This window comes from Bacillus sp. SJ-10 (assembly GCF_002843505.1).
GTDB lineage: Bacteria > Bacillota > Bacilli > Bacillales > Bacillaceae > Bacillus > Bacillus velezensis.
In genome coordinates this window covers 3,728,352-3,743,683 of record NZ_CP025258.1, presented here as the reverse complement: position 1 = coordinate 3,743,683, position 15,332 = coordinate 3,728,352, and the positions used below count along the sequence as shown (strand labels likewise).

General features: G+C 48.0%; 14 protein-coding genes. 12 read left to right on the top strand and 2 right to left on the bottom strand.

The window, feature by feature from the left end; all coding sequences use genetic code 11:
- The first annotated feature begins 67 nt into the window (after nt 1–67).
- On the top strand, nt 68–970 hold the full coding sequence (locus CXL14_RS18475) for a hypothetical protein (protein WP_025649518.1): 903 nt from the start codon (nt 68–70) through the stop codon (nt 968–970).
- Here the strand turns inward: CXL14_RS18475 and CXL14_RS18470 are convergent, their stop codons facing one another.
- Nucleotides 971–1,636: a spore coat protein gene (locus CXL14_RS18470; RefSeq protein WP_007610275.1), complete on the bottom strand. Its 666-nt coding sequence runs from the start codon at nt 1,634–1,636 to the stop codon at nt 971–973.
- A gap of 192 nt (nt 1,637–1,828) precedes the next feature.
- Here CXL14_RS18470 and CXL14_RS18465 point away from each other — a divergent pair, with 192 nt between their 5' ends.
- Both CXL14_RS18465 and CXL14_RS18460 read left to right on the top strand, forming a co-directional pair.
- Nucleotides 1,829–3,883: a bifunctional metallophosphatase/5'-nucleotidase gene (locus CXL14_RS18465; RefSeq protein WP_014417279.1), complete on the top strand. Its 2,055-nt coding sequence runs from the start codon at nt 1,829–1,831 to the stop codon at nt 3,881–3,883.
- Nucleotides 3,880–4,476: a class D sortase gene (locus tag CXL14_RS18460; RefSeq protein WP_014720915.1), complete on the top strand. Its 597-nt coding sequence runs from the start codon at nt 3,880–3,882 to the stop codon at nt 4,474–4,476. Before CXL14_RS18465 ends, CXL14_RS18460 begins: the two co-directional genes overlap by 4 nt.
- Here the strand turns inward: CXL14_RS18460 and CXL14_RS18455 are convergent.
- A complete protein-coding gene (locus CXL14_RS18455) occupies nt 4,473–5,381 on the bottom strand; it encodes an RluA family pseudouridine synthase (RefSeq protein WP_014417281.1) in 909 nt (302 codons plus the stop codon). The genes CXL14_RS18460 and CXL14_RS18455 overlap by 4 nt on opposite strands.
- Nucleotides 5,382–5,490: 109 nt before the next feature.
- Between CXL14_RS18455 and CXL14_RS18450 the strand changes: the two genes are divergently transcribed.
- The 9 genes from CXL14_RS18450 to glpD all read left to right on the top strand — a co-directional run bounded on the left by CXL14_RS18450 (nt 5,491) and on the right by glpD (nt 15,288).
- Nucleotides 5,491–5,886: a DUF5365 family protein gene (locus CXL14_RS18450; RefSeq protein ID WP_007408448.1), complete on the top strand. Its 396-nt coding sequence runs from the start codon at nt 5,491–5,493 to the stop codon at nt 5,884–5,886.
- Nucleotides 5,887–6,016: 130 nt separating this feature from the next.
- A complete protein-coding gene (locus CXL14_RS18445) occupies nt 6,017–6,439 on the top strand; it encodes a CBS domain-containing protein (RefSeq protein ID WP_007408449.1) in 423 nt (140 codons plus the stop codon).
- 128 nt (nt 6,440–6,567) lie between these two features.
- Nucleotides 6,568–7,257 (top strand): HAD family hydrolase, encoded by a 690-nt coding sequence (locus CXL14_RS18440; protein WP_003155347.1) that lies wholly within the window; start codon nt 6,568–6,570, stop codon nt 7,255–7,257.
- Nucleotides 7,250–8,788 (top strand): bifunctional GNAT family N-acetyltransferase/carbon-nitrogen hydrolase family protein, encoded by a 1,539-nt coding sequence (locus CXL14_RS18435; protein WP_007408451.1) that lies wholly within the window; start codon nt 7,250–7,252, stop codon nt 8,786–8,788. The genes CXL14_RS18440 and CXL14_RS18435 overlap by 8 nt, the downstream gene beginning before the upstream one ends.
- A 242-nt stretch (nt 8,789–9,030) precedes the next feature.
- Nucleotides 9,031–10,383, top strand: coding sequence for an aspartate aminotransferase family protein (locus CXL14_RS18430; RefSeq protein ID WP_088056574.1), 1,353 nt, complete (start codon nt 9,031–9,033; stop codon nt 10,381–10,383).
- 16 nt (nt 10,384–10,399) lie between these two features.
- The gene (locus CXL14_RS18425; protein ID WP_007610287.1) at nt 10,400–10,975 is read left to right on the top strand and encodes a glycerol-3-phosphate responsive antiterminator; all 576 of its coding nucleotides are present in this window, start codon (nt 10,400–10,402) and stop codon (nt 10,973–10,975) included.
- 172 nt (nt 10,976–11,147) lie between these two features.
- The gene (locus CXL14_RS18420; RefSeq protein ID WP_021494903.1) at nt 11,148–11,975 is read left to right on the top strand and encodes an MIP/aquaporin family protein; all 828 of its coding nucleotides are present in this window, start codon (nt 11,148–11,150) and stop codon (nt 11,973–11,975) included.
- 16 nt (nt 11,976–11,991) lie between these two features.
- Complete coding sequence (gene glpK, locus CXL14_RS18415; protein WP_014417284.1) at nt 11,992–13,482, top strand: glycerol kinase GlpK; 1,491 nt, start codon at nt 11,992–11,994, stop codon at nt 13,480–13,482.
- A 138-nt stretch (nt 13,483–13,620) separates the two neighbouring features.
- Nucleotides 13,621–15,288 (top strand): glycerol-3-phosphate dehydrogenase, encoded by a 1,668-nt coding sequence (gene glpD, locus CXL14_RS18410; RefSeq protein ID WP_003155341.1) that lies wholly within the window; start codon nt 13,621–13,623, stop codon nt 15,286–15,288.
- Nucleotides 15,289–15,332: the final 44 nt, after the last annotated feature.

The window sequence follows — 15,332 nt, the reverse complement described above, 5'->3', positions numbered from 1 at the left end:
ACCCAGCGCTCCTGAGCATAAAGTAAAGAATGAGATGAAAATTAAAGGATCGGGGAGGGGAGCTTGTTTGCGTGACGGCATGGGGAAACGGGCGGCATTCACTCTGATCCTGTGCGGAGTCCTTGTCATATTGGCTGTCAGTTCAGCCGTTTCAGTAAGTATGATGTACGTCCTGTCAGGCCAAAACAGCCGCTCTGTTCCGACGAAGGAACAAGTGACTGAACACATGAATAAAGAAATTTACAAACATACAGCGATTTACTATACGGCGGATGAAAAGCCGCTCTTGGATCTGACCAAGCTTACGCTGGACCACGCAAAGCGTATCAATCAAATCATTGTCGGCTATAAAGGTGCAGCGCCACTTGAACTCATTTTTTTTTCGGATGAAGCTGAAATGGAGCAATATTCAGGATTGAAAAATGTAGTCGGTTTTTATTCAGAACAGGAGCAGATGATGGGGCTTTTGCCTGAAGAGAAAAAACAGCTTTTGAAAAAAGATGAGCTGGCCGTTTTCATGTATAAGCAATTGATTATACATGAATACACACACTACGCGTTTCATCAAAAAACGCGGCAATTGGGGACGGATACGTCTGTATTTCCGCTTTGGTTTCATGAGGGGCTGAGCGAGTGGGTCGCGCATTATGATGTAGTCATTGATCCGATTGCATTTTCCGTCGTGCCGTTTGATCAATTAACGACCGACCGAAAATGGCAGAAATCGCGTATGGAATATGAAACGGATGTCTATTTGCAAAGCTTCTATATGATAAAGGACTTAACCGAAACATTCGGAGAAGGCATTATCTTAACCATTATCAACAAAACCGCCGAAACACAGGATTTTGAAAAAGGCTTTGAAGCGGCTACGAAAGAAAGCCTAAAACGATTTGAACATGATTTCACAAAAGCATATGAAAAAAAGAAAACGGCATTGGAGAGTCAGGTTTCCAACGCCGTTTTTTAATCAATGGAGGTTTTGCTGCTGCTGTCCCATTTGTCCTTTAATCGGAGGCATTTGCGGCTGTCCCTGGGCCGGTGCAAATGAATTCAGCATGGTCTGCATATCTTGTGCATTGAGCTGAGGAACCTGATAATAACCGTGTTTGTTTTGGTATAAGAAGATTTCAAACGCCATTTCGACATATTGCTGAATTTGGGCGGAAAGCACTCTTCTTGTGACGGGATTGGTCATTTCAAGCGAGCTCATCGTCAAGAGAGAAGCTTGAGCTTTAATCAGGCCGAGCATATGGCCGCTGATCCCGAGATCTTTGACATCATTTAATGATTGATTCGGTTTTTTCGGCTGAGTCGGTTTTATACCGTAGACGGCCTGGTTCTGTTCCTTCATCATATATGTCGACGTTTCCTGAGAAGGCTTTTGGCCGGTTTTAAAGCATTCTGCCGTCAGATTATAGAGTCCGAGAATGAATTGATACTGGCGGTCAAGGATGTCGGCCAGCTGCTGATCCTGTATAAACTGTCTGAGCATCATAAATTGATCCAAAACGCCGACTGTTCCGGCCAGCACTTCATGCATATCGAAAAGCTCATGTCCTCCGTGATTCACTTGCGGTGAACCCGGGATCCCCTGATTTACTGGCGGCTGCTGCTGATTCTGCTGCTGTTCCACTGGTTGTTTTCCTCCTTCATGTCAAATCATCATTAAGATGTGAAAAAAGCCGATCCGTTATACATCAAGACCTATTTCGTTACGTGGGGATTATTTACTATTTTGCGCCAGTGAAGACAATCTTTACAAAAAAGTGATGTGATTTTTAAGAAAATAAGCTAACGTATTTCTTAGAAGACAGGGGGGAAATGAATGAAGAAAAAAAGGGGTATGCGTCTTTCGTGCTGTTTGCTGACGGTTTGTTTTATGATGTTCAGCGTGAAAGATGCGGAAGCAATCGGACAAGCCGGATCACTGAATGAAGCTGGAACGGATAAAGCGTATAAAGAACGGCAGACTGAAGACTCGGGCCGTGTCCCGCTCAGAATCATCAGCATGAATGATCTGCACGGAAAAATTGATCAGCAATATGAGCTTGACCTTAACGGAGACGGTAAACCGGATGGCACTTTCGGGCGGATGGACTACGCCGCCGCGTACATTAAAAAGGCGAAAGCCGAGAAAGAACACGCCTTTGTCGTGCATGCGGGCGATATGATCGGGGGCAGCTCTCCCGTGTCAGCCCTTTTTCAGGATGAACCGACAGTAGAATTGATGGAAGACATCGGTTTTGATGTCGGAACTGTCGGCAATCACGAATTCGATGAAGGAACGGATGAGCTTAAACGGATCATCAATGGAGGAGATCATCCGGACGGTAAGGGGACAAGCGGTTATGACGGCCAAAATTTCCCGCTCGTCTGCGCAAACTGTAAACTGAAGTCAGGGGAGTCCTTTCTGCCGCCGTATGAAATCAAATACGTTTCCGGAATTCCGGTCGCATTTATCGGGGTTGTAACCAGATCGGCGGCAGGCATGGTCATCCCGGACGGAATTAAAAATATTACGTTTACGGATGAGGTAAAGGCCGTCAATGACGCCGCCGCTGACTTGAAGAAAAAAGGAATTAAAGCAATCGCCGTACTCGCCCATATGTCTGCTGAACAAAATGGCTCAGCAATCACTGGAGAATCCGCAAAGCTTGCAAGCGGAACAGACTCAGAGATTGATGTGATTTTCGCCGCGCACAATCATAAAGTCGTAAACGGAGAAATCAACGGCAAGCTGATTGTGCAGGCATTTGAATACGGAAAAGCAATCGGAATCGCCGATCTTGAACTTGATAAAGAGTCGAAGGATATCGTGAAAAAATCAGCGGAAATCCAATATATCGATCAAAGTAAAATCAAGCCTGACCCGGCTGCGGCAGGCATATTAAGCAAATATGAAGAGAAAGTGAAACCGATTATCAGCGAAACGGTCGGGGAAGCGGCCCATGATATAACGGGCGGGTATTCAAATGACGGCGACACGGCGCTCGGAAATCTGATTGCCGACGGTATGAAAGCGAAGATGAAATCCGATTTTGCGCTTATGAATGGGGGAGGCATCCGGGACGGCATAAAAAAAGGGCCGATCATATGGGGAGACCTTTATAATGTACAGCCGTTCGGCAATGTGCTGACGAAGCTTGAAATCAAAGGAAAAGATTTGCGGGAGATCATCAACGCGCAAATTTCTCCGGTGTACGGACCGGATTACAGCATCAGCGGATTTTCCTATACATGGAACCCGGAAACCGGACAAGCGGTTGATATGAAAATGGCGGACGGGACAGACATACAGCCCGAAAAAGGATATACAGTAACAGTCAATCAATTTATGGCGACGGCGGCGGGGGCAAAATACGGTCCGATCGGGAAACTCGGCAAGAATCCGGTGACGGGGCCTGAGGATTTGGAAGCGACAGCAGACTATGTCAAAAGCTTTTCCGCACCGATTTCTTATCAAACCGACGGCCGCATCCGCACGGCATCAGCCGCCAAAACACCTGATGACACCGGCAATCAGCCGGGAAGCGGGGAAACACCGGGCGGCACCAGGCCTGATAAAGGAGAAAAACCTCAAGCGGAAAAACCCGCTAAAAAACCGGATGCAGCAGAACAGCCTGATCAAACCAAAAAACCTGAACGTCCTGTCGTAAAAGAAACAGCATCTGATACAGTGCAGTCAATTCCTGAATCCCGTCCGGCGTCTGCCGCAAATTCGGAACAAAGCACAAAACAGACTGAAAGCGGCACACAAAAAGGCCGCCCATTGCCTGATACTTCAGCGGGCAGCCATCAGACGGCATTGGCCGGCCTGGTGATCACGGGTGCCGGCGTATATTGGCTTTTCAGAAAGAAAAGGGGAATCCGCACACGATGAACAAACTGAAACATATTCCGCTTCTCGTCATCATCGCCGGTATCATCATCACATGTTACGGAAGCTGGAAGATCATTGATTCACATATGAAAACGAACCAATCGCTTGAAGAAGCAAAACAAGCAACAGAACCTGTCTTGGAAAAGAACGAAACAAAAAGCGCTGTGCTGACACAGCGCAAAAAAGAATTTCACCCCGAAACGGGTGAGGCAAGCGGCATTTTAGAAATTCCTGAAATCGACGCTGAGCTCCCGATCGTCGAAGGGACTGACGCAGATGATTTAGCAAAAGGCGTCGGACATTATAAGGACAGCTATTATCCGGGCGATCACGGCCAAATTGTGTTATCCGGCCACAGGGACACGGTGTTCCGCCGGACCGGCGAACTGAAAAAAGGAGACAGACTGAACGTGATTTTGTCTTACGGCACGTTTTCTTATAAACTCAGCCGTACAAAAATCGTCAGCCGGGATGATACATCTGTCATCACCCTTCAGCACAAGCGGGAGGAACTGATCCTGACCACTTGCTATCCGTTTTCTTACATTGGAAATGCGCCGAAACGATATATTATATATGCCGACCCGGTTTAAGAAAAATACGTTTCGGTAAAATGAGCCAGATCAGCCGGCATCGGCGCCTCGGCAACGATTTCTTCTCCTGAGATCGGATGGACGACACTGACTTTTTTGGCGTGAAGCGCCTGCCTGTGAAACAGCGTCCTGCTTCCGCCGTACAGGTCATCGCCCGCCAACGGATGGCCGATGCTTGCCATATGCACCCTGATTTGATGTGTTCTCCCGGTTTCCAGTTCAAGCTCTGCCAATGTAAGCTGCGCACCGGGATGATAGCCTTTCACTTTGTAATGGGTGACGGCGGCTTGTCCGCCGGGTGAGACGCGCCGTCTGACGGAATGTGACCTGTCGCGGCCGATCGGCGAGTCAACCGTGCCTTTTTTCGGCGTGATTTTTCCTTCCGCCGCGGCGATATAGGTGCGTTTTAATGTTTTGGTTTCGAGCTGACGGTCAAGGATTGCATGGGCCAGGCGGTGTTTCGCGAAAACGACCGCGCCTGACGTGTCACGGTCAAGACGGTGAACGTGGCGCACTTTCGCCTGCTCGCCGTTGATTTGAAAATGGTAAGCGATCAGGTTGCTGAGGGTGCCGGTCTGACCCTCTTCATTTGGATGAGTCGGCATTCCCGCCGGCTTATTTGCAATCAGCATATGATTGTCCTCAAATAAAATGTCCGGCTCTCCGTATTCCGGAGTCACCGAAGAACCCGTTTTTTCCTGAAGATCAATGAATAAGCGATCTCCGGTCTTCAGTATGATATTGTTTTTCGGGGATGTCCGATTCACCTGAATGCTTTCTTGGTTCATCCATTCCGTAATTACGGGTTTTGACGCCTGGAATTCAGATTTCAGGACTGAAAACAGCCATTGTCCGGCGTGCTTTTCCGTAATCAGGAGTTCCAGACCGCGGTCATTTTGTTTCATATCATAAAGCTCCTTTTCAAGCGGAAAGCGGCTGTTTCAATAGGAAACACTTACCTTAGCTTTCGCGTTTTTTTCTATGCTATTCTTGATAAAGATTAAGGATATTCACATGGCAAGAAAGGTGATTGATGTGAGAATTGTGAACGCAGCGACTGACGGACAAGAAAGCGCGATACAAGAGCTTTCCTCTGAATTGTTTCAAAATGTCTTTCCTCTTTATTTCTCCGAACTGGAAATTCAGCGCTTTAAAAAAAGGGGCGTATTATCATTACAAAACCAACGTTACCAAGGAACTTTAAAAGAAGCGTTTCAAATTATGGCTTGTCTGCAAACGGTACATATCATGCTGTCAAAGCCGCACCCGGTATATGACGTCAAAGAGCGGGCGCTGTTTGATAAAAATTGCGCTTTGCTGAATGAATGCGGAATGAATTTTCCCTTTACCTATGATGATTTCGAGACAGGGGCCGGATCAGAAGCCTGCGGTCACAGAAGGCTGATCTGACGGGTATAAAGAGCCTTTTAACAGGCTCTTTTTTGCTTCCTTGACATGATACCACAATTTCTTTCCTCTAACTCCCTTTATAATGAGACAAATCCCCGAGCATAATAAATGTCGAAAGGGGTGCTTTACAATGAGTTCAATCAAACAATCAATGACTACCCACGTGGCTACCGTTTCTCCCAATCAAACGATTCAGGAAGCGGCTGCGCTGATGCACCAGCATAATGTCGGAGCAATTCCCGTCGTTGACGGAGGGGAATTAAAAGGAATGCTGACAGACCGTGATATCGCATTGAGAACAACGGCTCAAGGCCGCGACGGCCAAACACCTGTTTCACACGTGATGTCTTCTGCAGTTGTATCCGGAAACCCGGAAATGAGTCTTGAAGAGGCGTCACATCTGATGGCCCAACACCAAATCCGCCGCCTTCCCATTGTCGATCAAAATCATCTGGTCGGGATCGTTGCGCTTGGAGACTTAGCGGTCGATCAGCGTTCAAATGAGTCTGCGGGAGCAGCTCTTTCCAATATTTCCAGTCAAAACACACAGTAACGGATGAAGAGAGCTTGCACTCATGCAGGCTCTTCTTTCCGTCAGAATGTTACATTTTGAACGCGAAAGAAATTCACGGTATAGTGTATACATAGGTCAGTACGTTTTAGCTAAAGGAGCTGTAACCATTGATAAAAGCATTAATCTTTGATTTTGACGGGTTAATTTTAGATACAGAAACCCATGAATATGAAGTGCTGCAGGAAATGTTTGAAGAACACGGTTCAACATTGCCTTTATCCGTCTGGGGAAAGGTGATCGGAACGGCCGCGGGGTTTAAGCCGTTCGCATATTTAGAGGAGCAGCTGGGAAGAAAGCTCGATCATGATGAACTGACGGCGATCAGGCGCGGGCGCTTCGAACAGCGGATGAAGACGGAAACGGCGCGCCCCGGGGTGGAAGCTTATTTAGCCGCGGCAAAAGAATTAGGATTGAAAGTGGGGCTCGCGTCCAGCTCAGATTTTAAATGGGTATCGGGCCATCTGAAGGAATTAGGCCTGTTTGATGAATTTGAAGTGATTCAGACGGCTGACGACGTAGAAGAAGTGAAGCCGAATCCGGAGCTCTATCTGAAAGCTGCGGAACATTTAGGCGTTGAACCATCTGAATGTCTGGCCTTTGAGGATTCGGTCAACGGCTCAATCGCAGCCAAACGTGCCGGAATGAAATGTGTCATCGTCCCGAATAAGGTAACAAGCGCCCTGTTATTTGAAGAATACGATCACAGACTGGAATCGATGGCGGAAATGGAACTTGAATTACTCTTACAGCGATTGAACGATCAAAACGAACCGGCAGGGGGAAGCAGCATTGTCTGAGAAACTTGATCTGACCCGTTTTGAAAAGAAAATGGTCATACGGAATATGGAAGAGAAAGATATCAACAAAATAATTGAGCTGCAAAAGGATTGTTTTCCGGGGATGGAGCCGTGGGAGCCTGAGCATTTAATCAGCCATCTCGCGCACTTTCCGGAAGGTCAGTTTTGCGCCGAGTATGAAGGGGAAATTATCGGTTCATGCTCAAGCCTGATCATCAATTTCGATGAATATGATGACCGCCACACGTGGCAGGACATTACAGACGATGGTTATATCACGAACCACAACCCGGACGGATTGAATCTGTACGGGATTGAGGTAATGGTTCACCCGGAATACAGACGGATGAAAATCGGACACCGGCTGTATGAGGCGAGAAAAGACTTGGCGAGACGATTGAATCTGAAAAGCATCATTATCGGCGGGCGGATTCCGAATTATCATAAGTATGCGGAAGAAATGACGGCGAGAGCCTATGTCGAACAGGTGACGCGCCATCAGATTTATGATCCGGTGCTTTCTTTCCAGCTGATGAACGGATTTACGCTCATGCGGATCAATCCGAATTATCTCCCGGATGACACCGCGTCCATTAAATATGCGACATTAATGCAATGGAACAATGTCGATTACTTGCCGCAGTCAAAGCGCTATTACAAATCGGCATTTCCGGTGCGCATTTGCGTCATTCAATATGAAATGAAAAAGATTTACTCCTTCGAGGAATTTGCCAATCAGGTTGAATATTATGTCGATGTGGCTTCCGATGCGAGATCTGATTTCGCGGTGTTCCCGGAGATTTTCACGACGCAGCTCATGTCATTTCTCGAGGAGCGTTCGCCGAGTCTGGCCATTCAGAGGATTACCGAATATACCGAGGACTATATCAGCCTCTTTACAGATCTGGCGGTGAAATATAATGTCAACATCATCGGCGGCTCCCACTTCGTTGAAGAAGAGGGGAAAATTTATAACATCGCTTACTTATTCAGACGTGACGGCACGATTGAAAAACAATATAAGCTTCACATTACGCCGAATGAGCGGAAATGGTGGGGCATCAGCGCCGGAGACAGGGTGCGCGTATTTGATACGGACTGCGGAAAGATCGCCATTCAGATCTGTTACGATATCGAATTTCCGGAGCTTGCGAGAATTGCCGCGGATCAAGGAGCGAAAATTATCTTTACGCCGTTCTGCACTGAAGACCGCCAAGGCTACTTGCGCGTAAGGTACTGCTCTCAGGCGAGAGCGGTTGAAAACCAAATTTACACCGTCATCTCAGGTACGGTCGGAAACCTGCCGCAAACAGAAAATATGGATATTCAATACGCGCAGTCAGCCATTTTTGCTCCGTCGGATTTTGAATTTGCCAGAGACGGAATCGTCGGTGAAACGAATCCGAATATCGAAATGGTCGTGATCGGGGACGTGGACCTTGAAATCTTAAGAAGGCAGCGTGAAAACGGAACCGTGCGCCAGCTGAAAGACCGGCGCAAAGACATTTACCGGATTACGCATCTTAAATAAAAAACGCCCGCTCCGCTTAAGGTGCGGGTTTTTTTATAAAAACACTTGCGCCGGCCCCGGTTTCGGGATATGCTCTTGTAGCTCTTTCGCTTTCTGGGAGAAAGCGTTTTTTTAATTGCCGCCGCTTTATTGACTCGCCCATGCCGCGCCTTTATATTCTTATTAAGAGGAAAACTTCACCAAGAGAATCGGCGTCAGAAGCCGGGCAGCTTTCGATACAGTGCAATGATATTGAAAGGGAGATGAGCGGTGTGGAACATGTACAAAAAAATCAGTCACTCAAACAAAAGGATAAAGAGCTGATTTGGCACGCGATGAAAGGGGCGGAGCCGGATGACAGCATAATCGTTCAAAAAGGGGAAGGCGCCTGGGTTACGGATATTGACGGCAGACGGTATTTGGACGGCATGTCAGGCCTGTGGTGCGTCAATATCGGATACGGGAGAAAGGAGCTTGCCGATGCGGCTTACAGCCAATTGAAGGAGCTTCCTTATTATCCGCTGACCCAAAGCCATCAACCCGCGATTGAGCTTGCGGAAAAACTGAATGAATGGCTCGGCGGCGATTATGTGATCTTCTTTTCCAACAGCGGATCGGAAGCAAATGAAACCGCGTTCAAAATTGCCCGCCAATACCACATTGAAAACGGCGATCACAGCCGCTTCAAATTCATCTCCCGGTACAGAGGCTATCACGGCAATACGATGGGGGCGCTCGCCGCTACCGGCCAGGCGCAGAGAAAATATAAATATGAGCCGCTCTCACAAGGTTTTTTGCATGCGGCGCCGCCTGATCTTTATCGGAATCCGGGAGATGCCGTCACATTGGAAAGCGCGCATGAAATCGACCGGATCATGACGTGGGAGTTAAGCGAAACGATTGCCGGCGTTATTATGGAACCGATTATTACAGGCGGAGGGATACTGATGCCTCCGGACGGGTATATGGCAAAGGTAGAGGACATTTGCCGCCGCCACGGCGCGCTTCTGATCAGTGATGAAGTCATTTGCGGTTTCGGCCGCACGGGAGAGCCGTTCGGATTTCAGCATTACGGCGTTTCACCGGACATCGTCACAATGGCAAAAGGCATTACGAGCGCTTATCTGCCGCTGTCGGCAACGGCAGTAAAACGGGAGATTTTTGAGGCGTATTCGGGCGGTGAGCCGTACGGCCGCTTCCGGCATGTGAATACATTCGGAGGCAATCCGGCAGCCTGCGCCCTGGCTTTGAAAAACCTGCAATTGATGGAGGACGAAAATCTGATCGCCCGCTCCCGTGAGCTTGGAGAAAGGCTGCTCCGTGAGCTTGAGCCGCTCAGAGAACATCCGGCGGTCGGAGATGTACGGGGCAAGGGCCTTCTTGCCGGCATTGAGCTCGTCAAGGACAAAGTCACGAAGGAACCCGCTGATGCCGCCCTTGTGCAGCACGTCATCACCGCCTGCAGAGAAAAAGGCCTGCTTGTCGGGAAAAATGGCGATACTGTAGCGGGATATAATAATGTCATTCAGCTGTCTCCGCCTTTTTGCCTGTCGGACGAGGAGCTCTCTTTCATCATTTCGACCGTCAAGGAAAGCGTGCTGAGCATTGATTTTTAATGTAAAGGAGTAAAACATGAGTTTTCACAACCAGCAGATTCTACCGGCAATCCGGAACATGAAGCAATTCGATGCATTTTTAGAAAGTCCGTTCTTATACGGCGTCATTTTAGATATCCACCTCGGTCAATTAAAAGGTGTCGTGAATGAAGCGAAAAAACACGGAAAACTTCTGATGGTTCACGTCGATTTAATTCACGGCATTAAGCATGACGAATACGGTGCGGAGTTTATTTGTCAGGATATCCGGCCCGCGGGTATCATTTCGACGAGATCATCAGTCATCGTCAAAGCGAAACAAAAGAAAATATACGCGATCCAGCGTCTGTTTCTCTTGGATACGAGCGCCATGGAGAAAAGCATGGAATTCGTCGGAAAGCATAAGCCTGACTTTATCGAGGTTCTCCCGGGCATCGTTCCGACTTTAATCAGAGAAATTAAAGAAATGACGGGGATTCCGATTTTTGCCGGCGGCTTCATCCGCACGGAGCAGGACGTTGAAAACGCCTTGCAGGCAGGAGCCACAGCCGTGACGACTTCAGACACCGAACTATGGGCTAAATATGAACATTCTATGACAAAAAAAGATTGACACCGCTTACACCCATTGTTACAATAGACCTAGGTTAATACTATGTGATGGAGACCCGGAGACCCACAACAGCTCTTTACGGAAGCAATAAAGCGTAAAGCGGTTTGTTGTGGGTTTTTTATTCTCTATAACTCTGTCAAACCTGCTATTTTGTCATTTAGGAGGAATGATGATGACAGCATTTTGGGGAGAAGTAATCGGTACAATGCTGCTTGTTATTTTCGGCGGCGGCGTTTGTGCGGGAGTCAATTTAAAGAAATCGCTTTCATACCAATCCGGATGGATTGTTATTGTATTCGGCTGGGGATTGGGAGTAGCCATGGCGGCATATGCCGTCGGCAGTATCAGCGGCGCCCACTTGAATCCGGCTTTAACGATAGGCCTTGCGCTTGAAGGCAGCTTTCCTTGGAAAGAGGTCCCTGTTTATATTGCGGGGCAGATGATCGGAGCAATGATCGGTGCGGTTGTTGTGTACCTTCATTATCTGCCGCATTGGAAGGCGACGGATGATCCGGCCGCTAAACTGGGCGTTTTCTCGACCGGCCCGAGTATTCCTCATACATTTGGGAATATGATAAGTGAAGTCATTGGTACGTTTGTGCTTGTGCTCGGCATTTTGGCAATCGGAGCGAATGAATTTACAAAAGGGCTGAACCCGCTGATTGTCGGATTCCTCATCGTTGCCATCGGGATTTCTCTTGGAGGGACGACCGGATATGCGATCAACCCTGCGCGGGATTTGGGGCCGAGAATCGCTCACGCCTTTCTGCCGATTCCGAAAAAAGGGCCGTCAAATTGGAAATATGCCTGGATTCCCGTAGTCGGTCCGATCATGGGCGGTGCGTTCGGCGGCGTATTTTACAATGCTGCGTTTAAAGGAAATGTGACACCTAGCTTTTGGTTTGTAAGCGTTATAATGGTTGTAGTGCTTTTCATACTCTATATTTATACCAAGAAATCTCAATCACGGAAAATATTATCAAATTCTGAATATATTTAAAAAGGAGAGCGGCATCATGGAGACCTATATTTTATCAATTGACCAAGGCACAACAAGTTCAAGAGCGATTCTTTTTAATAAAGAAGGAAAAATCGTGCATTCCGCTCAAAAGGAATTCACACAGCATTTCCCTCAGCCGGGCTGGGTGGAGCACAATGCGAACGAAATCTGGGGATCGGTGCTCGCCGTTATCGCGACTGTGATCTCCGAGTCCGGAATCAGCGCTGATCAAATTGCCGGCATCGGCATCACGAACCAAAGGGAAACGACGGTCGTATGGGATAAAGATACCGGAAAGCCGGTATACAATGCGATTGTGTGGCAATCGAGACAAACATCCGGCATTTGCGAAGAGCTTCGTGAAAAAGGATATAATGATACATTCAGAGAAAAAACGGGACTTTTGATCGACCCTTATTTCTCAGGAACGAAAGTCAAATGGATTCTTGACAATGTAGAAGGCGCGCGGGAAAAAGCGGAAAACGGAAATCTTCTGTTCGGAACGATTGATTCATGGCTCATCTGGAAAATGTCCGGAGGGGCGGCGCACGTAACGGATTATTCCAACGCTTCAAGAACGCTGATGTTTAATATTCATGAATTAAAATGGGATGACGAGCTGCTTGATATTTTAGGCGTGCCGAAATCAATGCTGCCGGAAGTGAAACCGTCTTCTCATGTGTACGCGAAAACGGTTGATTATCATTTCTTCGGTAAAAACATTCCGATTGCGGGAGCGGCGGGAGACCAGCAGTCAGCGCTGTTCGGCCAGGCGTGCTTTGAAGAAGGCATGGGGAAAAACACATACGGCACAGGCTGCTTTATGCTGATGAATACCGGAGAAAAAGCCATCACTTCTGATCACGGCCTTCTGACGACAATCGCCTGGGGATTAGACGGAAAAGTCGAGTATGCACTGGAAGGAAGCATCTTTGTCGCAGGTTCTGCCATCCAATGGCTGAGAGACGGCATGCGGATGTTCCAGGATTCAAAAGAAAGCGAGACATACGCAGAGCGCGTGGATTCCGCTGACGGTGTTTATGTCGTGCCCGCTTTCGTCGGATTAGGCACACCGTACTGGGACAGTGACGTGCGCGGCTCAGTTTTCGGCCTGACACGCGGAACGACGAAGGAGCATTTCATCCGGGCTACGCTTGAATCTCTCGCTTATCAGGCGAAAGATGTGCTTGATGCCATGGAGGCTGATTCAGGCATCTCTTTAAAAACATTGCGTGTAGACGGCGGAGCGGTAAAAAATAACTTCCTCATGCAGTTCCAAAGCGACTTGCTTGATGTGCCGGTCGAACGTCCGGAAATTAATGAAACGACGGCGCTCGGTGCCGCGTATTTGGCCGGAATCGCTGTCGGATACTGGAAGGACAGCACTGAAATCGCCGATCAGTGGAACCTTGATAAGCAATTCAAACCGGAAATGGAAGATGAAAAGCGCGAAGAATTGTACGGCGGATGGAAAAAAGCAGTAAATGCAGCTATGGCTTTTAAATAAGATAAAAATGTGGTATACTGAAAACAAGTTAATAGGAACGGTCCTGAGATGAGGAGAGACCACAGCACCAAAGTGATGACATGCGCTTTGGCTGTTGTGGTCTCTTTTTCTATACCGTGACAACAAGGAGGAAACGTAATGATGAATCACCAATTTTCAAGTTTGGAACGGGATCATATGCTGGAAGACATGACTAAAAAAACATACGATCTGTTTATTATAGGCGGAGGTATTACGGGTGCCGGTACGGCGCTTGACGCAGCTTCAAGGGGAATGAAAGTCGCTTTGAGCGAAATGCAGGATTTCGCGGCCGGCACATCAAGCCGATCCACAAAGCTTGTCCACGGCGGTTTGCGTTATCTGAAGCAATTTGAAGTCAAAATGGTTGCAGAAGTCGGTAAGGAACGTGCCATCGTGTACGAAAACGGCCCGCACGTCACGACGCCGGAATGGATGCTGCTGCCGTTTCATAAAGGCGGCACGTTCGGTTCATTCTCTACTTCCATCGGCCTGCGTGTGTATGACTATTTAGCGGGAGTAAAAAAATCAGAGCGCAGAAGCATGCTGTCTGCTAAAGAAACGCTGCAAAAAGAGCCGCTCGTCAAAAAAGACGGCTTAAAAGGCGGAGGCTATTATGTAGAGTACCGGACGGACGATGCGAGACTGACGATTGAAGTCATGAAAGAAGCCGTTAAATTCGGTGCGGAGCCTGTCAACTACTCTAAAGTGAAAGAACTGCTTTATGAAAAAGGAAAAGTTGTCGGCGTTTTAATTGAAGATCTGCTGTCAGGCAAGGAATACAAAGTTTACGCCAAAAAAATCGTCAATGCGACAGGTCCGTGGGTCGACGAGCTGAGAGAAAAAGACCACAGTAAAAGCGGAAAACATCTTCAGCACACAAAAGGGGTCCATCTCGTATTCGACCAATCCGTATTCCCGCTTAAACAGGCGGTATACTTTGATACGCCGGACGGCCGGATGGTGTTCGCCATTCCGCGTGAAGGAAAAACATACGTGGGTACGACCGATACGGTTTACAAACAAAAACTTGAGCATCCGCGCATGACGGTGCAGGATCGCGATTATGTCGTCAGCTCCATCAATTATATGTTCCCGGAACTGAACATTACGGCGGACGATATTGAATCAAGCTGGGCCGGCCTCAGACCGCTTATTCACGAAGAAGGGAAAGACCCGTCTGAGATCTCCCGTAAAGATGAAATCTGGACATCTCAATCAGGCCTGATTACGATCGCCGGAGGAAAACTGACGGGCTACCGTAAAATGGCTGAGCACATTGTCGATCTTGTCCGCGACCGCTTGAAAGAAGAGGGCGGCCAGGACTTCGGCGGCTGCAAGACGAAGACGATGCCGATTTCCGGCGGACATGTCGGGGGCTCTAAAAACTTCGAGTCATTTGTGGAAGCAAAGACAAAAGACGGCTTGAAAATCGGTTTATCACAGGAAACCGCTAAGCAGTTAGCCATCAGATACGGCTCTAACGTTGAAAATGTATTCAGCCGGATTGAAGGTCTGAAAGACGAAGCGGAAAAACGCCAGATTCCGGTTCACATTCTGGCTGAAGCGGCTTACAGCATCGAAGAAGAAATGGCTGCGACACCTGCCGATTTCTTCGTCCGCAGAACGGGAAGACTGTTCTTCGACATCAAATGGGTGCAAACGTATAAAACGGCCGTGATTGATTACATGAGCGACCGATTCCAATGGAATGACGAAACGAAAGAAAAACACACTGAGTGGTTAAATACGCTGCTGCACGACGCGGTTGTTCCGCTCGAACAATAATAACCGGAGGGCTGTGCCGAAAAGGCATGAGCCCTTCTTTTATC